This is a genomic window from Vogesella lacus, assembly GCF_979366295.1.
The window spans coordinates 364,627-386,396 of sequence record NZ_CEETQT010000001.1 but is presented as its reverse complement, the minus strand read 5'-3'; the positions used below and the strand labels follow the sequence as shown (position 1 = coordinate 386,396).

Annotated in this window: 20 protein-coding genes and 1 pseudogene; 8 read left to right on the top strand and 13 right to left on the bottom strand. The window is 62.2% G+C overall.

The window, feature by feature from the left end:
* Positions 1–49 precede the first annotated feature (49 nt).
* The 3 genes from ACZ9W6_RS01780 to ACZ9W6_RS01770 all read right to left on the bottom strand — a co-directional run bounded on the left by ACZ9W6_RS01780 (position 50) and on the right by ACZ9W6_RS01770 (position 3,701).
* On the bottom strand, positions 50–2,014 hold the full coding sequence (locus ACZ9W6_RS01780) for an acetoacetate--CoA ligase (RefSeq protein ID WP_465189338.1): 1,965 nt from the start codon (positions 2,012–2,014) through the stop codon (positions 50–52).
* 127 nt (positions 2,015–2,141) lie between these two features.
* Positions 2,142–3,158: a fumarylacetoacetate hydrolase family protein gene (locus ACZ9W6_RS01775; protein ID WP_465189337.1), complete on the bottom strand. Its 1,017-nt coding sequence runs from the start codon at positions 3,156–3,158 to the stop codon at positions 2,142–2,144.
* A 6-nt stretch (positions 3,159–3,164) separates the two neighbouring features.
* The gene (locus ACZ9W6_RS01770) at positions 3,165–3,701 is read right to left on the bottom strand and encodes a VOC family protein (RefSeq protein ID WP_465189336.1); all 537 of its coding nucleotides are present in this window, start codon (positions 3,699–3,701) and stop codon (positions 3,165–3,167) included.
* On the opposite strand from ACZ9W6_RS01770, the gene ACZ9W6_RS01765 reads away from it, so the two are divergent.
* On the top strand, positions 3,678–3,944 hold the full coding sequence (locus ACZ9W6_RS01765) for a hypothetical protein (protein ID WP_465189335.1): 267 nt from the start codon (positions 3,678–3,680) through the stop codon (positions 3,942–3,944). The genes ACZ9W6_RS01770 and ACZ9W6_RS01765 overlap by 24 nt on opposite strands.
* Positions 3,945–3,980: 36 nt before the next feature.
* Entirely contained in the window at positions 3,981–4,745 is a 765-nt protein-coding gene (locus ACZ9W6_RS01760) for an IclR family transcriptional regulator (protein WP_465189334.1), read from the top strand.
* Positions 4,746–4,756: 11 nt separating this feature from the next.
* On the opposite strand, the gene ACZ9W6_RS01755 is transcribed toward ACZ9W6_RS01760, so the two are convergent.
* The 8 genes and pseudogenes from ACZ9W6_RS01755 to ACZ9W6_RS01720 form a co-directional block, all read right to left on the bottom strand.
* Entirely contained in the window at positions 4,757–5,653 is an 897-nt protein-coding gene (locus ACZ9W6_RS01755) for a hydroxymethylglutaryl-CoA lyase (RefSeq protein WP_465189333.1), read from the bottom strand.
* A gap of 2 nt (positions 5,654–5,655) precedes the next feature.
* Entirely contained in the window at positions 5,656–6,216 is a 561-nt protein-coding gene (locus ACZ9W6_RS01750; protein ID WP_465189463.1) for an acyl-CoA carboxylase biotin carboxyl carrier protein subunit, read from the bottom strand.
* Positions 6,217–6,309: 93 nt separating this feature from the next.
* Positions 6,310–7,623: pseudogene (locus ACZ9W6_RS01745) on the bottom strand (acetyl-CoA carboxylase biotin carboxylase subunit); the annotation flags it as partial.
* A gap of 141 nt (positions 7,624–7,764) precedes the next feature.
* Positions 7,765–8,550, bottom strand: coding sequence for an enoyl-CoA hydratase/isomerase family protein (locus ACZ9W6_RS01740; protein WP_465189332.1), 786 nt, complete (start codon positions 8,548–8,550; stop codon positions 7,765–7,767).
* A 39-nt stretch (positions 8,551–8,589) separates the two neighbouring features.
* Positions 8,590–10,188 (bottom strand): carboxyl transferase domain-containing protein, encoded by a 1,599-nt coding sequence (locus ACZ9W6_RS01735; RefSeq protein ID WP_465189331.1) that lies wholly within the window; start codon positions 10,186–10,188, stop codon positions 8,590–8,592.
* Between the two features lie 42 nt (positions 10,189–10,230).
* Positions 10,231–10,575, bottom strand: coding sequence for a nuclear transport factor 2 family protein (locus ACZ9W6_RS01730; RefSeq protein ID WP_465189330.1), 345 nt, complete (start codon positions 10,573–10,575; stop codon positions 10,231–10,233).
* Positions 10,576–10,645: 70 nt separating this feature from the next.
* On the bottom strand, positions 10,646–11,815 hold the full coding sequence (locus ACZ9W6_RS01725; RefSeq protein WP_465189328.1) for an isovaleryl-CoA dehydrogenase: 1,170 nt from the start codon (positions 11,813–11,815) through the stop codon (positions 10,646–10,648).
* A gap of 127 nt (positions 11,816–11,942) precedes the next feature.
* Complete coding sequence (locus ACZ9W6_RS01720) at positions 11,943–12,362, bottom strand: MerR family transcriptional regulator (RefSeq protein WP_465189327.1); 420 nt, start codon at positions 12,360–12,362, stop codon at positions 11,943–11,945.
* Positions 12,363–12,493: 131 nt separating this feature from the next.
* Here ACZ9W6_RS01720 and ACZ9W6_RS01715 point away from each other — a divergent pair, with 131 nt between their 5' ends.
* Both ACZ9W6_RS01715 and udp read left to right on the top strand, forming a co-directional pair.
* Positions 12,494–14,185, top strand: coding sequence for an AMP-binding protein (locus ACZ9W6_RS01715; RefSeq protein WP_465189325.1), 1,692 nt, complete (start codon positions 12,494–12,496; stop codon positions 14,183–14,185).
* A gap of 210 nt (positions 14,186–14,395) precedes the next feature.
* Entirely contained in the window at positions 14,396–15,169 is a 774-nt protein-coding gene (gene udp / locus ACZ9W6_RS01710) for a uridine phosphorylase (RefSeq protein ID WP_465189324.1), read from the top strand.
* Positions 15,170–15,253: 84 nt separating this feature from the next.
* Here udp and ACZ9W6_RS01705 read toward each other — a convergent pair whose 3' ends face one another.
* Positions 15,254–15,721, bottom strand: coding sequence for a GNAT family N-acetyltransferase (locus tag ACZ9W6_RS01705; RefSeq protein ID WP_465189323.1), 468 nt, complete (start codon positions 15,719–15,721; stop codon positions 15,254–15,256).
* A gap of 110 nt (positions 15,722–15,831) precedes the next feature.
* On the opposite strand from ACZ9W6_RS01705, the gene ACZ9W6_RS01700 reads away from it, so the two are divergent.
* A complete protein-coding gene (locus ACZ9W6_RS01700; protein WP_465189322.1) occupies positions 15,832–16,152 on the top strand; it encodes a hypothetical protein in 321 nt (106 codons plus the stop codon).
* Positions 16,153–16,184: 32 nt separating this feature from the next.
* On the opposite strand, the gene ACZ9W6_RS01695 is transcribed toward ACZ9W6_RS01700, so the two are convergent.
* Positions 16,185–17,672, bottom strand: coding sequence for a methyl-accepting chemotaxis protein (locus tag ACZ9W6_RS01695; RefSeq protein WP_465189321.1), 1,488 nt, complete (start codon positions 17,670–17,672; stop codon positions 16,185–16,187).
* Between the two features lie 312 nt (positions 17,673–17,984).
* Between ACZ9W6_RS01695 and pepP the strand changes: the two genes are divergently transcribed.
* The 3 genes from pepP to ACZ9W6_RS01680 are packed head-to-tail and all read left to right on the top strand — an operon-like array spanning position 17,985 to position 21,698.
* A complete protein-coding gene (pepP, locus tag ACZ9W6_RS01690) occupies positions 17,985–19,292 on the top strand; it encodes a Xaa-Pro aminopeptidase (RefSeq protein WP_465189320.1) in 1,308 nt (435 codons plus the stop codon).
* A 40-nt stretch (positions 19,293–19,332) separates the two neighbouring features.
* Positions 19,333–20,508 carry an FAD-dependent oxidoreductase gene (locus ACZ9W6_RS01685; protein WP_465189319.1) on the top strand — a complete coding sequence of 392 codons (1,176 nt, stop codon included), beginning with the start codon at positions 19,333–19,335 and terminating at the stop codon, positions 20,506–20,508.
* Positions 20,509–20,537: 29 nt separating this feature from the next.
* Positions 20,538–21,698, top strand: coding sequence for a UbiH/UbiF family hydroxylase (locus ACZ9W6_RS01680; RefSeq protein WP_465189318.1), 1,161 nt, complete (start codon positions 20,538–20,540; stop codon positions 21,696–21,698).
* Positions 21,699–21,770: the final 72 nt, after the last annotated feature.

Sequence of the window (21,770 nt, the reverse complement as noted above, 5' to 3'; positions counted from 1 at the left end):
ACAAAAAAACCGCTGCCTAGGGCAGCGGTTTGCAGTGGCGAAGCCAGGCTCAGCTTTGCAACTCGGGGCGGTTGGCAAACAGCTGCAGTGCCTCGGGGTTGGCCAGTGCGGTCAGATTATTGACCGGTTCGTTGTGCACGATATTCTTCACCGCCAGCTCGACAATCTTGCCGCTGATGGTTTTCGGGATATCGCTGACAGTCAGGATTCTGGCCGGTACATGGCGGGGGCTGGCGCCGTTCTTGATCTTGTTCTTGATGCGGCCAACCAGCTCGTCGCTGAGGCTGTGGCCTTCGCGCAATTTCACGAACAACACCACGCGCTCGTCGTCCTGCCAGCGCTGGCCGATCACGATGCTTTCCAGTACCTCGTCGAAAGTCTCGACCTGACGATAGATTTCGGCGGTACCGATGCGCACGCCGCCGGGGTTGAGCACCGCGTCGGAGCGGCCGTAGATCACCATGCCCAGATGGCTGGTCAGCTCGGCATAGTCGCCATGGCACCAGATATTCGGGTAACGGTCGAAATAGGCCTTGCGGTATTTCTCGCCACTGTCATCGCCCCAGAAGCCGACCGGCATCGACGGGAAGGGCTTGGTGCACACCAGTTCGCCTTTTTCACCCTGGATAGGGATGCCGACATCGTTCCAGATCTCGACGGCCATGCCGAGGCCGCGGCATTGCAGCTCGCCACGGTAAACCGGCAGATTGGCCGAGCCCAGCGCAAAGCAGGACACGATATCGGTACCGCCCGAAATCGACGCAAGGTTCAGATCGGCCTTGATTGCCTGATATACCCAGTCGAAGCTCTCGGCTACCAGCGGCGAGCCGGTGGAGAACATCGCGCGCAGGCAGGTGAGGTCGTAATCCTTGGTCGGCTCGAGATTGATCTTTTTCAGGCCGTCGATGTACTTGGCCGAGGTGCCGAAATGGGTGAAACGGTAGGCTTGCGCGTACTGCCACAGAATGTGGCCATCCAGCGCAAACGGCGAGCCGTCAAATAGCTGCAGCGTCGCGCCGCTGGCGAGGCCGGAAACCAGCCAGTTCCACATCATCCAGCCGCAGGTGGTGAAGTAGAACAGACGATCGCCGGTGTGGACGTCGGCGTGCAGCTGGTGTTCTTTCAGATGCTGCAGCAGGGTGCCGCCGTGACCATGCACGATGCACTTGGGCTTGCCGGTGGTGCCGCTGGAATACAGGATGAACAGCGGGTGATTGAAGCTCACGCGCTTGAACAGTAGCTCGCTGGCAACAAAGGTGCCGACGAATCGGTCTAGGGTTTCTGCCTTGGCGACGTTGGCCGCAACCTCGTCCGCGCGCTCCAGATACGGCACGATGACGATTTTTTCGACCGAAGGCAGGCCGGCCGAGATCACTTGCAGCTTGGCCTCGATATCGATGGCCTTGCCGTTATACCAGTAGCCATCCGGCGCAAACAGGATGCGCGGCTCGGTCTGGCCGAAGCGGTCGATCGCGCCGTCGGTGCCGAAGTCCGGCGAACAGCTGGTCCACACCGCGCCAAGGCTGGTGGCGGCCAACATGGCGGCTACGGTTTCCGGCATGTTCGGCATGAAGCCGGCAACGCGGTCGCCTTCCTTGATACCGTGCGACAGCATGGCCTGTTGCAGGCGGGAGACGAGGTCGGACAGCTCCCACCAGGTCAGCTCGCGTTTGACCTTGTCCTCACCCCAGAACACGATGGCCAGGGTGTCGTCGCGGCGGCGCAGCAGGTTTTCGGCGTAGTTGAGCCGGGACTCGGGGAAGAAGCGCGCTTCGCGTATCTTGCCGTTTTCCTGCAGCGCGACCGTGCCCTTGTCGCCGATCACGTCACAATAATCCCAGACCTGGTTCCAGAAACGGCCGGGCTGGTCGACGCTGGCCTGCCACAGGCTGTGAAAATCCGGATAGCGTTTTTCGTCCAGCGTCTCGGCCAGGCGCGCAAAGGCGCTCAGATGGGTGGCGGCTAGGCGGGCGGCATCAGGTTGCCAGAGTGGGGCGTCGCTGGATGGGTGCATTATTGTCGTTCTCCTCTGCGTAGTGACGGGTCAGGTGGCTGGTATTGTTGTATGAAGCAGGCATGAGGGCAAGCGTCTGGCGGCAGACGAAAAAACAGCCCGGCAAGGCCGGGCTGTCGGGCAGGGCTCAGGCCTCCGGCAGGCTGCGCACGCGGTTTTCGATGTGGCCGAAAACCGACTGGCCGGCGGCATCGAGCATCTCGATACGCACGGTGTCACCGTTTTTCATGAACGAAGTCTGCGGCTTGCCGCTTTCGATGGTCTCGTACATGCGGACTTCAGCCAGGCAGCAGTAGCCCAGGCCGCCATTGGCAACGCTGGAGCCCCACAAATCGCCCTGCTTGTTCGACACGGTACCGCTGCCGATGATGGAGCCTGCAGTCAGTTCGCGCGTCTTGGCCACGTGGGCGACCAGCTGCGCAAAGTTGAAGGTCATGTCGACGCCGGCATTAGGCTTGCCGAACAGCGCGCCATTGAGGGTGACCTGCAGGGGCAGGTGCACCTTGCTGTCCTGCCATGCCGCGCCCAGTTCGTCCGGCGTCACGGCAACCGGCGAGAAGGCCGAAGCCGGTTTGCTCTGGAAGAAGCCGAAGCCCTTGGCCAGCTCGTTAGGGATCAGATTGCGCAGGCTGACATCGTTGACCAGCATCACCAGACGAATCGCACGGGCGCAATCAGCCACGCTGGCACCCAGCTTCACGTCGCCGGTCACCACGGTGACTTCGGCTTCGAAGTCGATACCCCAGCTTTCGGCGGCCACGACTTCGTCACGCGGGCCGATAAAGCTGTCCGAGCCGCCCTGGTACATCAGCGGGTCGGTGTAAAAGCTCGGTGGCAACTCGGCGCCGCGTGCCTTGCGCACCAGCTCGACGTGGTTGATATAGGCCGAGCCGTCGGCCCACTGGTAGGCGCGTGGCAGCGGGCTGTGGCAATCGTCCTGCACGAAAGGCTGCACGTTGGCCGCAGTGCCGGCGTTCAGCGCGTCGTAGACTTCCTGCAGTTGCGAAGCCACGCTGTCCCAGTTGTCGAGTGCGTATTGCAGGGTCGGCGCGATGCTGCCGGCCACGACATACTGGCTCAGGGCACGGTTGACGATGATCAGCGTGCCGTCGCGGCCGCCTTGCTTGAGGGTGGCGAATTTCATGTCTGCTTATTCCTTGTAGCTGCCGTCATGCATCCAGCGCGCATGCTGCGGCGCTTTGCGGGTCTCTGCCCATTCGTTGAGCATGTCCCATTTTACCTCGTCCAGCATCTGCATCATCTTTGGTGTGCCGGTATTGCACGCCAGTTCCAGGCGATGGCCGTTCGGGTCGAAGAAATAGATGGATTTGAAAATGGTGTGGTCGGTCGGGCCGATCACGTCGATGCCGGCTTCCTGCAGGCGCGCCTTGGTGGCCAGCAGGGTATCCATGCTGTCGACTTCGAGTGCCAGATGCTGCACCCAGGCCGGGGTGTTTTCGTCGCGGCCCATTTCCGGGCGGGTCGGCAGTTCGAAGAAGGCCAGGATATTGCCCTGACCGGCATCGAGGAAGACGTGCATGTAAGGATCAGGTGCCTTGGTCGATGGCACTTCGTTTTCGGCAATCGCCAGCACGAATTTCATGTCGAGGTGTTTGACATACCATTCGACAGTCTGTTTGGCATCCTTGCAGCGATAGGCTACATGGTGGATTTTCTGGATCAGCATCGGCAGTCTCCTTCCGGTTGCGCAGGGGCTGCGCATCTTGGGCTAAAGGGCAGGGAGCTGGTTGGCCGCAATCTTGTTGCTGCAAATTTTGTTATCGATTGCATAAATGCCAATAGGTTTGCAAGCTCTCTGCTGTCTATGCTCAAGGTAAAACCAAATTCGATATTGGTCAATAGTTTAGATATTGACGAAAAATGTTTGCGCCTGCCATATTCATCAAGTGATAAAATCGCTCCCCGTTAACTTCAGTGCCGGCAAGGCCACAGCAGGAATCGGAGCATGGAAAAAGACAGACGCGGGATTCAATCCATCGAGGTCGGCGGCAGCCTGCTGCAGGCGCTGGTGCAACATGGCGGCCCGATGATGCTGAAAGACCTCGCGGCACTGGCCGGCATGCCGGCGGCCAAGGCCCATCCTTATCTGGTCAGCTTCGGCAAGCTCGGGCTGATCGAGCAGGATGCGGCGACCGGCTATTACAAGCTGGGCAGCTTTGCCTTGCAGGTTGGCCTCACTGCGCTGCACGAGCTCGATGCGGTGAAGCTGGCCACCGAAGCGGCGGCCGCGCTGTCGCTGGAAATCCAGCAGAACGTGGCGCTGGCGGTGTGGGGCAATCATGGCCCGACGGTGGTGCGGGTGCAGGAATGCAACCGCGTGGTGCATGTGAACATGCGTGCCGGCACGGTGATGTCGCTGCTGGATTCGGCCACCGGCAAGGTCTTTGCCGCCTTCTTGCCGCCACGGCTGTCGGAAGACCTGCTGCAAGCCGAGCTTGGCGATAGGCAGCAAAACGGCGAATTCATGGCGCACTGGCAGGAAACACTGGCCGAAGTGCGTCGCCGCAAGATGGCGCGCGCCGTCGGCTATCCGATTCCGGGCATTCATGCGCTCAGCGCACCGGTGCTTGACCACAGCGGCCAGCTGGCCGTGGTGATGACCACTCTCGGCCCGGCGGCGACTTTTGATACCGGCTGGGATGGTGCGCTGGCTGCCCGCCTGCGCGAAACTGCTGCCCGCGTATCGGCGCAGATCGGCTATCGCGGCTAGACGGGCCTTGCTCAGGCGCATGTGCGACCGCGGGCGCGTGCGAATTTCGAGCCAGGCTCGCGCCCCAGCGCATCGGCAATCTGCCAGCTGGCTGCGGCCAACTTGTCCAGATCCACCCCGGTCTGATAACCCAGACCGTGCAGCAGATATACCACGTCTTCGCTGGCGACATTGCCCGACGCGCCTTGCGCATACGGGCAGCCGCCAAGGCCCGACACCGAGCTGTCAAACACCCGCACACCTTCCTGCAGCGCGGTGTGGATATTGGCAATCGCCATGCCGTAGGTGTCGTGAAAATGGCCGGCAAGCTTGTCCATCGGCACCACCTCGCTGACCGCATCCAGCAACGCAATCACCTTGTCCGGCGTGCCGACGCCTATGGTGTCGCCCAGCGAAATCTCGTAGCAGCCCATTTCATAAAGTGCCTTGGCCACCTCGGCTACCTTGTACGGCGCAATCGCGCCCTCGTAAGGGCAGCCGACCACGCAGGACACATAACCGCGAACGCGAACGTTGGCCGCATGGGCACGTTTCATCACCGACTCGAAGCGTTGCAGGCTTTCGCGGATGCTGGCGTTGATGTTCTTCTGGCTGAAGGCCTCGCTGGCGGCACCGAACACCGCAATCTCGCGCACGCCGGCGGCCAGCGCCGCATCCAGCCCCTTGTCGTTGGGCACCAGCACCGGATAGTTGATTGCCCCGGCCAGATCCAGCGTGGCCAGCAACTCGGCGGTATCGGCCATCTGCGGCACCCACTTGGGCGAGACAAAGGCGCCGGCCTCGATGGTCTGCAGGCCGCTGGCGGCGAGGCTGGCAATCAGCTCGCGCTTGGTGGCGAGGCTGATGGTCTGTTTTTCATTCTGCAGCCCGTCGCGCGGGCCGACTTCTACGATTCTGACGTGGGTCATGCTCAATCCGCCTCGAAATCCACCAGTTCGTCACCATCGCCGACTTGCTCGCCGGCGGCAAAGTAGAAGGCTTTCACCACGCCGTCCGCCGGGGCGGCAATGGTGTGTTCCATCTTCATTGCTTCCAGGATCAAGAGCGGCTCGCTCTTGGCGATACGTTGGCCGCACTCGGCCAGCAGCGCCACCACGCGGCCCGGCATCGGGGCCTTGAGATGGGTTTCGCCGTGCACGCCAGCTTCGGTATAGGCATAGGGATCGAGGTAGTCGAGGCTGATGCGCTCGCCGCCGACAAACAGCACGCGCTGCAGGCCGTGTTGCACGTAGCTGGCGCGGATGCGGCGCTCGCCCACGGTGGCCAGCAGGGTGTGGCCTTGCAGGCTGGCTTGCAGCTGCAGGCACGCATCCCCGTGTTGCACGCTCAGGCGGTCGCCGTTGCGGCCAACGTTCAGGGTTATGCCGGCATCACCATGCACAAAGCCCAGCCGCTGTGTCAGGCGGCCATTCAGCCGCCAGCCTTGCAGCTGGCCGAAGGCGTGGCTGTCTTGCGTGGCGGCGGCCAGCACTTCGCCGGCGGCCAGCAGGGCCAGTTGCTCGATGGATGGTGCCGGCGGCGGTGGCAGCAGGCTGTCAGCGTGGCGCGCAATCAGCGCGGTATCGACCTGGCCGCTGGCAAAGTCCACGTTGGCCGCAAGGCGGCGCAGGAAGGCGATATTGGTGGTGACGCCAACGACCTGGTAATCCGCCAGCGCGGCATCCAGCTGGCGCAGTGCAGCCTCGCGCGTTTCACCCCAGACAATCAGCTTGGCAATCATCGGGTCGTAGAACGGCGAAATGCTGTCGCCCTGCAGCACGCCGGTATCGACGCGCACCTGGGCGGATTCGGCTGGCGGCTGCAGGTGGACGAGGGTGCCGGTGGCCGGCAAAAAGCCCTTGTCCGGATCTTCGGCGTAGATGCGCGCCTCGATGCTGTGGCCGTGGATTCGCAGCTGTTCCTGCTTGAGCGGCAAGGCTTGGCCGCAGGCCACTTTCAGCTGCCACGCCACCAGATCCTGGCCGGTGATCATCTCGGTAACCGGATGTTCGACCTGCAGGCGGGTGTTCATTTCCATGAAATAGAATGCGCCGCTGCCGACATCCATGATGAACTCGACGGTGCCAGCCCCGACATAGCCAACGGCACGGGCGGCGGCGACGGCGGCTTCGCCCATCGCACGGCGGGTGTCGGCCGGCAGATGCGGGGCAGGGGCTTCTTCCAGCACTTTCTGGTGGCGACGCTGCACCGAGCAATCGCGCTCGAACAGATAGACCGCGCCGCCGAGGCTGTCGGCAAACACCTGGATTTCCACATGGCGCGAACGTTTGAGGTATTTCTCCACCAGCACCTTGTCGTCGCCAAAGCTGGCGCGCGCCTCACGCTGGCAGCTGGCGAGGGCAGCGGCGAACTCGCTGCTGCTCTCGACGATACGCATGCCCTTGCCACCACCGCCGGCGCTGGCCTTGATCAGCACCGGATAGCCGATGCGGTCGGCCTGCTCTTGCAGAAACTCGCTGGCCTGTTCGTCGCCGTGATAGCCGGGCACCAGCGGTACGCCGGCTTTCTCCATCAGTGCCTTGGCGGCCGACTTGCTGCCCATTGCCGCAATGGCGGAGGCTGGCGGGCCGATAAAGGCGATGCCGGCGGCCTCGCAGGCGGCGGCAAAGTCTTCGTTCTCCGACAAAAAACCATAGCCGGGGTGGATGCCTTCGGCACCGCTTTGGCGGGCGATGTCCAGAATCAGCCCGGCTTTCAGATAGGATTCGGCCGCCGGTGCGGGGCCGAGGCGATAAGCCTCGCTGGCCAGCTTGACGAAGCGCGCCTCGGCATCGGCATCGGAATACACCGCCACGGTAGCAATGCCCATGGCGTGAGCGGTCTTGATGATGCGGCAGGCAATCTCGCCACGGTTGGCAATCAGGATCTTGCGAAACAGCGGGCGCTGGCTGTGGTAGCCGGCAGCATTGGCGGCGGGGTTGGCCGCAATCTGGCAACCGGTCGGCATCGGATAGGCGTGCATGGTGTCTCTTTTCGCTAGGCTTGCGGCGGCAAGCGGCAAGGGTTGATCGTTGACGGCTTACTGCCAGGCGGGCGGGCGCTTGTCGAAGAAGGCGGCCAGGCCCTCGCGCGCTTCGTCGCTGACACGGATGGCGGCAATGCGATGGGCGGTATCAGACAGCAACTCGTCATCCAGCGGCGAGCCTTCGCGCAACACACCCAGCAGCTCCTTGCATTCGGCCAGCGCATGCGGCGCACCCTTGGCCAGCTCGGCGGCCAACTCGGCGATGCGCTCATCCAGCTGTTCTTCGCTGACGACTTCATGCACCAAACCCAGTTGCAGCGCCTTGGCCGCGTCAATACGTTCGGCCGTCAAAAAGTAGCGGCGCGCCTGGCGCGGGCCGATGGCGTCGGCAACATAAGGGCCGATGGTGGCGGGGATCAGCCCCAGCCTTACTTCGCTCAGCGCGAATTTCGCGGCTGCGGTGGCAATTGCGATATCGCAGACGGCGGTCAGGCCGGTGCCGCCCGCCATCGCTGCGCCGTGAATGCGGCCGATCACCGGTTTTTTGCTGCGATAAATGCCCTTGAGCATGCTGGCCAGTTTTTGTGCGTCAACGAGGTTTTGCGCCTCGCTGAAGTTGGCCGCACGGCGCATCCAGTCGAGATCGGCGCCGGCGGAGAAACTCTTGCCGCGGCCGGCCAGTACGATCACGCGCACCTTGTCGTCGTGGTTCAGCTCGCGAAAGGCGTGGCTGAGCTCGGCAATCAGCTGTTCGTTCATCGCATTGTGCAGCTCGGGGCGGTTCATCCATACGGTGGCGGTGTGGCCGGTGTGCTCGATTTCCAGTGTGCTGTAGTTCATGTGCAAATCCTCTGATGACGGCAGGGCGGTGCGGCCTGCTTACATGCGGAATACGCCGAAACGGGTTTTCTCGACCGGGGCGGACAGGCTGGCTTCCAGCGCGAGGCTCAAAACTTCGCGGGTTTGTGCCGGATCGATCACGCCGTCGTCCCACAGTCTGGCGGTGGCGTAGTAGGGGTGGCCCTGGCGCTCGTACTGTTCGCGTACCGGTGTTTTCAGCGCTTCTTCCTGTTCGGCAGTAAACGCATCGCCCAGCTGTTCTTTTTTCACTTGCGCGAGTACGCCGGCGGCCTGTTCGCCACCCATTACCGAGATGCGGCTGTTCGGCCACATCCACAGGAAACGTGGTGAATACGCGCGGCCGCACATGCCGTAGTTGCCGGCACCAAAGCTGCCGCCAATCAGCACGGTGAACTTGGGCACGCTGGCGCAGGCCACGGCGGTGACCAGCTTGGCACCGTCTTTGGCGATGCCGCCGTTTTCGTATTTCTTGCCGACCATGAAACCGGTGATGTTCTGCAGGAAAATCAGCGGGATGCCGCGCTGGCAGCACAGCTCGACAAAGTGCGCGCCCTTGAGAGCGGATTCGGAAAACAGGATGCCGTTATTGGCGATGATGCCGACGCGGTAGCCATTCAGGCGGGCAAAGCCGGTGACCAAGGTTGTCCCGTAGTTCTGCTTGAATTCGTCAAAGTCGGAATCGTCTACCAGTCGCGCGATGATCTCGCGCACGTCGAACGGTTTTTTGCTGTCGGCCGGAATCACGCCGTAGATTTCTTCTGCGGCGTAGCGCGGGGCTTTGGGCTCGGCACGGTCAAGCGTGCCCTGTTTTTGCCAGTTAAGGTCGGACACGATGCGGCGGGCAATGGCCAGCGCGTGCGCGTCGTTCTGCGCCAGATGGTCGGCTACGCCGGAAATGCGGGTATGCACATCGCCACCGCCGAGTTCTTCTGCCGACACCACCTCGCCGGTCGCGGCCTTCACCAGCGGCGGGCCGCCGAGGAAGATGGTGCCTTGTTCCTTGACGATGACGGTTTCGTCGCTCATCGCCGGCACATAAGCGCCGCCAGCGGTACAGCTGCCCATCACCACGGCGATTTGCGGGATGCCGGCTGCCGACAGATTGGCCTGGTTGTAGAAGATGCGGCCGAAGTGGTCGCGGTCGGGGAAGACTTCGTCCTGCAGCGGCAGGAAAGCGCCACCGGAATCCACCAGATAGACGCAAGGCAGGCGGTTTTCACGCGCGATTTCCTGCGCGCGCAGGTGTTTTTTCACCGTCAGCGGGTAGTAGGTGCCGCCCTTGACGGTGGCGTCGTTGGCGATGATCAGGCACTCGATGCCGGCGATGCGGCCAACCCCGGCAATCACGCCGGCACCGGGCGCGTCGTCGTTATACATGCCGAAGGCGGCCAGCTGCGAGATTTCCAGAAACGGCGAGCCGGCATCGAGCAGCAGATCAATACGCTCGCGTGGCAGCAGCTTGCCTTTGGCGATGTGCTTGTCACGCGCCTTGTCGCCACCGCCTAGCGCGGCCTTGGCGACTTTTTCCTTGAGATCCGCCACCAGCTCGCGCATGCGCTGGGCGTTGGCCGCAAAGTCGGCGCTGCGTGGCGACAGTTTCGATTCGATAACAGGCATGGTCACTCCCGTGTTGCCACGCCTGTCAGGGTTCAGGCGGGCTTATTCCTCGTCGACAAACCACACGGTCTGGATCAGGCCGTCGGCGTTGACGTCGTAAATGGCAACGGCACGTATCGGCTCGCGCCCGCTGGCTGTCACGTATTCGTGGTCGATCACGCGGCAGCCGTGCACCATGCGGCCGGTCAGTTCGGCGTGCAGGTGTTCGAGGTTGAAGCGGTTCTTGCCGTAGCGCTCGGCCATCTCGGTGCGTCCGCTCATGCTCAAGGTCATGGAGGGGAAGCGATACACCTTCACGTCTTCGGCGTAGCAGGCGATAAAGGCCTGCAAATCCTTGGCGTTATAGGCGTCGAGCTGGGCCTGGACGATACGTTCTGCTGCGGTCATGGCGGCGGGCTTTCTATAAAAGAGGCGAAAGCCCGCTTTGTGCCATGAATGGCGGTTTATTGCCAGTGGCTCAGCGAATTTCTGCCATCAGTTCGCGGCCGATCAGCCAGCGGCGGATCTCGCTGGTGCCGGCACCGATTTCGTACAGCTTGGCATCGCGCAAGAGGCGGCCGGTCGGGTATTCATTGATATAGCCGTTGCCGCCCAGACACTGGATGGCGTCCAGCGCCATCTGCGTCGCGCCTTCGGCGGCATACAGAATCGCGCCGGCGGCATCCTTGCGCGTCTGGCGGCCGGTTTCGCCACGATCCAGCGCCTGGCCTACGGCATAGACATAGGCGCGGCTGGCGGACAGCTTCACATACATATCGGCGAGCTTGCCCTGCATCAGCTGGAAGTCGCCGATGGCCTGGCCAAACTGCTGACGCTCGTTCAGATACGGCACGGTCACATCCATGCAGGCCTGCATGATGCCCAGCGGGCCTGCGGCCAACACGGCGCGTTCGAAATCCAGCCCGCTCATCAGCACTTTTACGCCATTGCCTTCGCCGCCCAGCACGTTGGCCGCAGGCACGAAGCAATCATCAAAGAAGATCGGGTAGGTGTTGGAGCCGCGCATGCCCAGCTTGTCGAGCTTGCTGCCGTGGCTGAAGCCGGCAAAGCCTTTTTCGACGACGAAGGCGGTGATGCCTTTCGGTCCGGCATTCACATCGGTCTTGGCGTACACCACCAGCGTGTCGGCGTCGCCGCCGTTGGTGATCCACATCTTGCTGCCGTTAAGCTTGTAGCCGCCGTCAACCTTGTCGGCACGCAGCTTCATGCTGACCACGTCGGAGCCGGCATTCGGTTCGGACATCGCCAGCGCGCCGATGTGCTCGCCGGAGATCAGCTTGGGCAGGTATTTGCGGCGTTGCTCGTCATTGCCGTTCTTGAAGATCTGGTTCACGCACAGATTGGAATGCGCGCCGTAGGAGAGGGCGACCGAGGCGCTGGCGCGGCTGAGTTCTTCCATCACGATCATGTGCGCGAGATAACCCATGTTCACGCCGCCGTACTCTTCGGACACCGTCATGCCGAGCAAGCCCAGATCGCCGAATTTCTGCCACAGGTCGGCCGGGAACAGATTGTCACGGTCGATATCGGCGGCGCGCGGGGCGATTTCGCGCTGGGCAAAATCGCGCACGCTTTCGCGCAGCATGTCGTAGGTGTCGCCAAAGTCAAAGCGCAGGCTGCTGTACATGTCTCTCTCCTCTGTGCCGTACCGTGTGACGGCGGTGGCTGGCTGTTATCTCACGGGCATGGGGCCCCGAATGGGTGAATATTCACTTACGCTTACGTTAACGTCAATATGCAAATTCAAAGTGATGTCATTTGCCGACAGTCTGGGCGGACGAGCGCTCCTTGCCGGTCAGCTCGTCTATCACGGTGCGGCAGTGGCTTTCGAGGGCGGTGATTTCGCCCAGTACGGCATCGATGTCCTGGCGCTGTTGTTCCAGCTGCTGTTTGCGCTCGGTCAAGAGGCCAAGCAGCTTCAGCGACTGGCTGGCCTCGTCGCGGGCCAGCTCGTACAGATCAAGGATTTCGCGGATCTCGGCCAGTGACAGACCGATGCGCTTGCCGCGCAGGATCAGCTTGAGCCGGGCGCGGTCGCGATGGGTAAACAGGCGCTGGCGGCCTTCGCGCTGTGGTGCAATCAGGCCTTGTTCTTCGTAGAAGCGGATGGTGCGCAGGGTGACTTCGCACTCGTCTGCCAGCTCGGTAATGGTGAATAGGCGTTGCATATCCATGGGTGGCCTGTGTGTGGTGTCATGACCATGTCACGCCGGTCATGCGATAGTTTTGCTTGCGGTTTACGTTAACGTAATAGTAAGTTAATTGCCAGACAAGCAAAAGCGCAAACAGTGCCAGAGGAGATTGCATGAACAGGGCCATGAGCTATGTGCACGGAGCCAGCAACACCGCTTTGCTGGGCCAGACCATAGGGCAGTACTTTGACGAGGCGTGTCGTCGCCATGCGGCGCAAGATGCGCTGATCGTGCGCCAGCAGGGCGTGCGCTGGACTTATGCCGAGTTTGGCGAGCAGGTGAGGCGGCTGGCTTGCGGCCTGCGCCGGCTGGGCTTGCAGCCGGGCGATCGCATCGGCATCTGGTCGCAGAACAATGTCGAGTGGGTGCTGATGCAGTTTGCCACGGCCAAGGCCGGTCTCGTGCTGGTCAACATCAACCCGGCCTATCGGCGCAGCGAGCTGGAGTACGCCTTGAACAAGGTAGGCTGCCAGGCGCTGGTGATGTCGCCCAGCTTCAAGAGCAGCGATTATCTGGCGATGGTGAATGATCTGGCACCCGAGTTGGCCGCCAGCCAGCCGGGCGGCCTGCAGGCGGCGAAGCTGCCCGATTTGCGCTGGGTGGTGCGCATGGGCGAAGAAGTCACGGCGGGCATGCTGAATTTTGCCAGCCTGCTGGCCGAGCCATCGGCCGCCGAGCTGGCGGCGCTGGATGCCGTTGCGGCCAACTTGCAGTTTGATGACGCGATCAATATCCAGTTCACCTCCGGCACTACCGGCAGCCCCAAGGGCGCGACGCTGACGCATCACAATATTCTCAATAACGGTTTTTTTGTCGGCGAGGCGATGAAGCTCGGCCCGGCCGACCGGCTGTGCATTCCGGTGCCGCTGTATCACTGCTTCGGCATGGTGCTCGGGGTGCTGGCCTGCGTGACGCACGGCGCGGCGATGGTGTTTCCGAGCGAGGCTTTCGAGCCGCTGGCGGTGCTCGAGGCGGTAGCGGCCGAGCGCTGTACCGCGCTGCACGGCGTGCCGACGATGTTTATCGCGGTGCTGGATCACCCGCGTTTTGCCGAGTTTGATCTGTCTACCCTGCGCACCGGCATCATGGCCGGCAGCCCTTGCCCGATCGAAGTGATGAAGCGGGTGGTGGCACAGATGCATATGGCCGAAGTCACCATTGCCTATGGCATGACCGAGACCAGCCCGGTGAGCTTCCAGAGTCATACTGACACGCCGCTGGAGAAAAAAGTCGCTACGGTTGGCCGCATCCATCCGCATGTCGAGGTGAAGATCGTCGATGTCGAAGGCCGCATCGTGCCGTGTGGCGAGACGGGCGAATTGCTGACGCGTGGCTACTCGGTGATGCTGGGTTACTGGGGCGATGCAGAGAAAACTCGCGAGGCGATTGATGCGGCTGGCTGGATGCATACCGGCGACTTGGCGGTGATGGATGAGGAGGGCTACTGCAATATCGTTGGCCGCGTGAAAGACATGGTGATTCGCGGTGGCGAAAACATCTATCCGCGTGAAATCGAGGAGTTCCTCTATCGCCACCCCAAGGTGCAGGACGTGCAGGTGGTGGGCGTGCCGGATGCCAAATACGGCGAGGAGCTGTGTGCGTGGATACGGCTGCGCGATGGCGAGACTTGCAGCGCGGACGAGATTCGCGCTTTCTGCGACGGGCAGATCGCCTACTACAAGATTCCGCGCTATATCGAGTTTGTTGATGCCTTTCCGATGACTATCACCGGCAAGATCCAGAAATTCATGATGCGTCAGCAGATGCGCGACAAGCTGGGGCTGCAGGAGCAGCAGACGGCCTGAAGAATTTTACCCGTTTCGGGTAAATAAAATCACCACGACATGGTGAGCTTGCGGTAAAAACAGGGTTAGCGTCATGCCGTGAGAGCGGCATGACGATTTTATTTTTGCCGCCCGGCCAGCGGGCTGCTCCTGCCTTTTTTCTGCGGCAGCGAGCAGACACTGTGCAAGCAGGGACGGCCTTGATGTCCGTTCACCCAAGAGGATGACACCATGTCTCACGGCGATACACCTTCCGATGTTTTCCATCTGGGCCTGACCCGTGCCCAGCTCAAAGGCGCTACCCTGGCCATCGTGCCGGGTGATCCGGCCCGCGTGAAACGCATTGCCGAAAAGCTCGACAACCCACAGCATCTGTCCAGCCAGCGCGAATTCACCACCTATCTGGCCGAAGTTGATGGCAAGCCCATCGTGATCTGCTCGACCGGCATTGGTGGCCCGTCGACCTCGATCGCGGTAGAAGAGCTGGCCCAGCTGGGTATCCGTACCTTCCTGCGCGTGGGTACTACCGGCGCGATCCAGCCGCATATCAATGTCGGCGATGTACTGGTGACCACCGCAGCCGTGCGTCTGGATGGTGCCAGCCAGCATTTCGCCCCGCTGTCCTTCCCGGCCGTCGCTGATTTTGAATGCACCACCGCACTCGTGAATGCGGCCAAGGCTTCCGGCAGTGCCGTGCATGTCGGTGTGACCGCGTCGTCCGATACCTTCTATCCGGGCCAGGAGCGTTACGACACTTTCTCGCACCGCGTGGTGTCGCACTTCGTCGGCAGCATGAAGGAATGGCAGTCCATGGGCGTGATGAACTACGAAATGGAATCTGCCACCTTGCTGACCATGTGCGCGACTCAAGGCCTGCGCGCCGGTATGGTGGCTGGTGTGCTGGTGAATCGTACCCAGCAGGAGATTCCGGACAATGCCCAGATCAAGGCATCGGAAAGCAAGGCCGTTGATATCGTGATCGAGGCGGCGCGCCAGCTGCTGTAAGCCCTTGCGGCCAACCTTGGCCGCAAACAGGCAAAAAAGGCAAACCTGCGGGTTTGCCTTTTTCTTTGCGGCTGGCCGCGCGTCTCAGCCCAGCTGTTTCTGCATCGGGATGCAATCCAGCGTAAAGCCGCGTGGCGAGTGGTATTGACTGAGCGCGTCGCCGACAAAGCCCAGCTTGCGATAGAAGGACGCGGCGTTCAGCGTGGCATCCAGCTTCAGTACGGCAAGGCCGGCGTGGCGAGCCTGGGCTTCCAGATGCCGCATCATGGCTAGACCCAAGCCTTTCCCCATCTGTGATGGCGACACGAAAATGGCGTCGATCTGGCCTGTGGCCAGATCCAGCATGCCGCATGCAACAATGCGGCCTTGCTCTTCGATCAGCTGGTGCCTGCGCGTGGCTTCCTCGCGGTAGCGCGGGCTGGGGCGGCCATCGGCCCAGGCTTGCAGCAGCGCGGCCGGATAGTGGCCAGCGCATTGCGCCAGAATCGCATCGATGCGCAGCTGCCACAGCAGCTCGGCGTCATCGGGTGTGCCGTACCTGATTGATGTCATTGGATTCTCGCTTGTCTTTCGCTGGAAGGGCAGCATAGGTGCTTTTGCTGCGGGCTGCTACTGTGAAGCATGGATACCGGGTTTTGCCTGGCCGCAAGGCGGGGGGCAGCATGCTGACACTGGATGAATTGCTGGAACTGATGCGTGAAATAGAGGATGAAGACGGCCTCGATTTTGCCGATTTGCCGATTGCGGAAGACACCTTGCGCCGGCTGGTGGCCAGCGATCTGCTGGCGCGTGATCAGGCCTTGCGCCAGCTGGCCGATGGCGACGAGGTCGCGATGATCTACCTGATTTCGGCCGCGCATCTGGTGCTGGAAAACCTGCTGCTGCACCTGCGCCTGCTGCGCATGCAACAGGCCGACAGCGTGGATGAGGCGCAGCTGGCCGCCTTGCTGCAAAGGCTGCAGCGCCGCGCGGGCGGCGAATGATGGTCCATCCGCCGGCCGCCGGACACGGTTAATCAGGCAGGTGCTTGTGCCTGCAGGCGGAAATGGCTGACGCTGCTGCCCAGCTCGGCCAGCAGGGCGTCCAGCCTTTCGGTGGCATGGGCAATCGACACGGCTTCGTGGCTCAGGCTGCGACTGGCATCGCCCACGGCAGTGATGTCGCCGGCAAAGCGCGCAAAACCTTTGTTCTGTTGTTGCTCGGCGGCGGCAACCTCATCCAGCAGCACGGCCATCTTGTGGGTGTCGTGGATGATGTTCTGCAGGCGGATGCGCGCATCTTCGGTGTTGTTGCGGCCAAGTTGCATTTGCTTGTTGCCGTCACGAATCGCGTCGATGGCAAGATTGGTGCCATCCACGATCAGGCGGATTTTCTGCTCGATATCCAGGGTTGCCTGTTGGGTGCGTTCGGCCAGCTTGCGCACTTCGTCTGCCACCACGGCAAAGCCGCGTCCCAGTTCGCCGGCACGGGCAGCCTCGATGGCGGCATTCAGCGCCAGCAGATTGGTCTGGTCGGCAATATCGCGAATCAGCTGCACAATGCCGCTGACTTCGGCGCTGCGCTTGCCCAGTTCTTCCATGCGGTCGGCCGCGGCTGCAATCGCACTGCCGGCGGCGTTAAGCTGGCTCATCGCCTGTTCCATCGCGTGGCCGCCATCGTTGGCCGCCTGGCCGGCATTTTGTGCCATCAGCGTGGCCGAGTCGGACTGGCTGGCATTCTGCGAGGTCAGCACTGCCATCTGCTGGGCAATCACCACCATGTCTTCGGCGCGCTCTTTCTGGCCGTGCATGGTGCGCGCGATATTCTGCGTGCTGCCGGCGATGTCGCGGCTTTCCTGGGTGGCCGAGCCTATTGAGCGCTGCAGCTGCTCCATCATGCGCGTCATCGCGGCGGTGGCCTGTTCGGCGGTTTCGCGCGCCTGTTCGAGCTTGGCCAGCGAGCCGGATTTGGCGCGGTCGTAGGCAAGACCCAGTGCCAGCACCACCAGTGTCAGGCCGATCAGCGACTTGGCCTGCAGGGTGGGGATGGCTTCGTGCGGAATCGGGCTGTGCGGAATCTGGCCGCTATTGCTGAGCCACAGCATCAGGCCGGTCATCAGGAAAGACAGCAGCGCCCAGACAATGCCGCTGCGCGGGCCGCCGACAAAGATGGCCGCAAACGGGATGGAGGCAAACCACATCAGGCTGGTGGAGAGAATGCCGCCATTGACGTAGACCATCCAGCTGACCATCGCATACATCGCCAGCACGATGAACTGGGCGATCAGCTGCAGGGCGCCGGTCAGGCGCAGCAGCAGCGGTGCGGCCAACAGGCAGATGGCACCGATGATGATGCCGATGCCCATCGCCGGGTGGTGCAGGCGAAAGTAGGACAGGGCAAACAGCGGGGCAATCAGGCCGGCGAGCAGGCCGACGCTGACTACGGTGCGCGCACGGATATGGGCCTCGGGCTGTTGCCTGATGGATTCGGGAATGAACCACTCGGTAATGTGTTGCAAGCTCATGCTGTTTCCTCGTGTTGTGGCCGGACTTGAAAATGCCCGTGTTTTCTTTTGGTTTTATTGATAACTGCCGCTGATGCTAAAACAATCGTTTGAATCATTCAAGATTTGCCGAAAGCGTTAATTGTTGATGCATTTCAGCAAGTTGCAGATATGCAAAGCCGAGGCTGCACAAGCCTTGTTGCCGGGCGGCTGCTGACTGGATATGCGGGGTGAGCTTGGCCGCAGCAATGCCGCACCGGCAGCGGGCTGGCCGTGTCTGCCGGCCAGGGCAGGCATCTGCTAAACTGCGGCTCTCATCGAGGAACTCATGCCATGATCGAACCCTTCCAGCAGCGCCGCGCGGCCTTACTCGGCCAGATCGGCAACAGCATTGCCGTGGTGCCGACCGCCCCCGAGGCCATTCGCAATAACGACGCCCACTATCCGTTTCGTGGCGACAGTCATTTCCTGTATCTGAGCGGTTTTGCCGAGCCCGAAGCGGTCATCGTGCTGGATGGCGTGCGTGGCAAGAGCCTGTTGTTCTGCCGCGAAAAGAATATCGAGATGGAAATCTGGGAAGGCTTCCGTTACGGGCCGCATGCGGCGCGCGAGTTCTTCGGTTTTGACGAGGCGTATCCGGTCAGCGATTTACCGCACCGCCTGCCACAGCTTTTGTTGGGTGCACAGTCGCTGCAGTGGCCGCTGGGCTTGTATCCGGCGTGGGATGCCAGCTTGCGCGATGCCTTGCTGGAAGCCAGAAAACTGGCTCGTCTTGACAATAATGTGCCAGGCAGTTGCGCGGATATCCGCACATTGCTCGACGAGATGCGCCTGATCAAGGATGAGCGCGAGCTTGATGTGCTACAACACGCCGGCCGCATTTCTGCCGAGGCGCATCTGCGCGCCATGCAGGCTTGTCGTCCGGGCATGATGGAATACGAGATCGAAGCCGAGCTGCTGCATCACTTTGTGCGCAATGGTGCACGCCAGCCGGCTTACGAAAGCATTGTTGCCGGTGGCGAAAACGCCTGCGTGCTGCACTATGCGGCCAACAATGCACGGCTTAACGATGGCGAGCTGTTGCTGATTGATGCCGGTTGCGAGCTGAACGGCTACGCCGGTGATATCACGCGCACTTTCCCGATTAATGGTCGCTTCAGTGCCGTGCAGCGTGATGTTTACGATGTGGTGTTGGCCGCGCATCAGGCAGCGATTGCCAGCATCCGCCCGGGTGTGGCTCTGAACGTGCCGGCCGATACTGCCGTGCGCATTCTCGCGCAAGGCATGCTGGATCTGGGCTTGCTGCAAGGCTCGCTGGATGGCGTGATCGAGAGTGGCGACTATCGCCGTTTCTACATGCACGGCATCGGCCACTTTATCGGTCTCGATGTGCATGATGTCGGTGTGCGCAAGCAAGGCGGCCAGTGGCGCGAATACCGCGCTGGCATGGTGACGACGATAGAGCCGGGCATTTACATCCGCTCGGATGATCGCGTGCCGGCGGCCTTCCACAATATCGGCATCCGCATCGAGGACAATGTGCTGGTGACGGCAGATGGCCATCATGTCTACACCGGTGACGCACCGGTACAGGCTGACGATATCGAGGCAGTCATGCAGGCGGCGCGCGAACAGGGGTGAGTCGCGCAGTGATCGACGTTCCGGTTTTTGGGGGTGAAGCATGACGCAGGCAGTGGCGGTACATGGCGAAGTGGTAATTGTTGGCGGTGGCCCGGTCGGGGCGCTGGCAGCATTGAGGTTGGCCGCACAGGGTCGCAAGGTCACGCTGATCGAGGCGCGGGCACGCGACGAAGTGGTGCGCGATGCACGCGCGCTGGCGCTGTCGTGGTACAGCCGCGAGCAGCTGGCGCTGGCGGGCGCCTGGCCGGACAGCCTGCCGGCTACCGTAATCGATACCGTGCATGTGTCACAGCAGGCCGGCATGGGGCGCACCATCCTGCGCCGAGATGATCTGGGCCTGCCGCATCTGGGCGTGGTGGTGGATTATCCGGCGCTGACCGCCAGTCTGGCCGAGGCGCTGGATGCCAGCAGTGTGCAGGTGATGTGGCAGGCGCGGGTCAGCAAAGTGGTATCGCTGGCGCGTTATGCGGCGCTGACGGTCGAGCATGCCGGCGGCAGCGAGATGCTTACCAGCCGGCTGGTGGTGCTGGCCGAGGGCGGGGCGCTGGCCGAGAGCCTGCCCGGCATTCGCCGTCATGTGCATGATTACCAGCAGAGCGCCGTGCTGGCGATGGTGCGGCCACAGCAGCCGCACCAGCACATTGCCTACGAGCGTTTTGCCAAGGCTGGGCCGTTTGCGCTGTTGCCGCATGGCGACGACATGATGCTGGTGTGGACGCGTACGCATGATGATGCGGCGCGCTTGAAGCAGGCCGAGCCGGCAGTGTTGCTGGCCGAGTTGCAGCAGGCTTTTGGCGATCGCCTCGGCGATTTCGAGAGTCTTGGCGAGCCGGCCGTCTTCCCGCTGGCCTTGCGCCAGCTTAACCGAGTGGTCTCCGGTCGCGTGGTGATGATAGGCAATGCCGCACAGACCATGCATCCGGTGGCGGCGCAGGGTTTCAATCTGGGTCTGCGCGATGCGGTTGGCCTGGTCGAGGTGCTGGCCGGTGTGGGTGATCCGGGTGAGGAGGCGGTGCTTAACCGTTATGCAGCCTCGCGTCGGGTGGATAGTCATGCGGTGGTTGGCTTTACCCATGGCCTCGTGCGGCTGTTTGATGGCGACAATGCCGTGGTGCGCTTGCTGCGCGGCAGCGGCATGACGGTGATAGACAGCATCCGCCCCTTGCGCAAGGCCTTTGCCGGCCATCTGGTTTTCGGTGTCGGCGTTGGCCAATAAGGCAGCCAAGCCTGGATAGTGAACAAGATATGAGTGAAAAATTCGACGTCATCGTCGTCGGTGGTGGTCTGGTTGGTGCGGCGCTGGCGCTGGCACTGGACAAACAGGGCAAGCGCGTGGCGCTGGTCGAGGCGCGCCCCGAGGCGCTGGATAGCGCCAGCCTGCATTGCGGCTGGGATGCGCGCATTTATGCCGTCAGCCCGGCCAATCGGGCCTTCTTGCAGCAACTGGGTGCCTGGCCGGATGCCGAGCGTCTGGGGCTGGTGGCCGAGATGGACGTGCATGGTGATCAAGGTGGCCGTATCGGCTTTTCGGCGGCCGATGCCGGTGCCGAGGCACTGGCGTGGATTGCCGAAAACCGCTGGATGCTGGCCAGTCTGTGGCAGGCTCTGCGAAATCAGAGTGGCGTCGAGCTGATTTGCGGCGTGCTGCCGCAAGCCTTGCGCCACGATCCGGCACAAGCCGAATTGCAGCTGAGCGACGGCCGCCAGTTGCGGGCGCAGCTGGTCGTCGGCGCGGATGGTGCCAACTCCTGGGTGCGCCAGCAAAGCGGGATTGCGGCCAACGTCAAGCCTTATGGCCATAGCGGCGTGGTGGCCAATTTTGCCTGCGCGCTGCCGCACGGCAATATCGCCAGACAGTGGTTTCTCGGCGATGGCATTCTGGCGTGGCTGCCGCTGCCGGGTAACAAGATCTCGATGGTGTGGTCGACCGCCCAGCCGCAGCCGCTGCTGGATTTGAGCGCAGAGCGCCTCGCCAGCATCGTGGCACAAACCGGCGAGATGGCACTGGGCGAGATGACCCTGCTGACGCCGCCGGTGGCCTTCCCGCTGCGTTTGATTACGCCGGACAAGGTGATTGCCGAGCGGGTGGCGCTGGTGGGCGATGCGGCCCACACCGTGCATCCGCTGGCGGGTCAGGGCGTGAATCTGGGCTTTCAGGATGCGGCAAGGTTGGCCGCATTGCTGGGGCCGGCTGGCGATTGCGGCCAGTGGCTGACTTTGCGTCGTTACGAGCGCACGCGCAAGGAGGCGGTGCGCACCATGCAGCTGACTTGCGACAGCCTGTTCCGCCTGTTTCATGCCAAAGATACGCCGGGCATTGCCTGGCTGCGCAATACCGGCCTCAGCCTCACGCACAAGCTGCCCATGCTGCGCAAGCAGCTGGCCAAACATGCGGTCGGCTTCTGACTATTGCCCTGATGGCTGCTAACCGGTTCGCCGTCGCCGGGGCGGTTAGCTGCTCTTAACAGAATGGGGCTG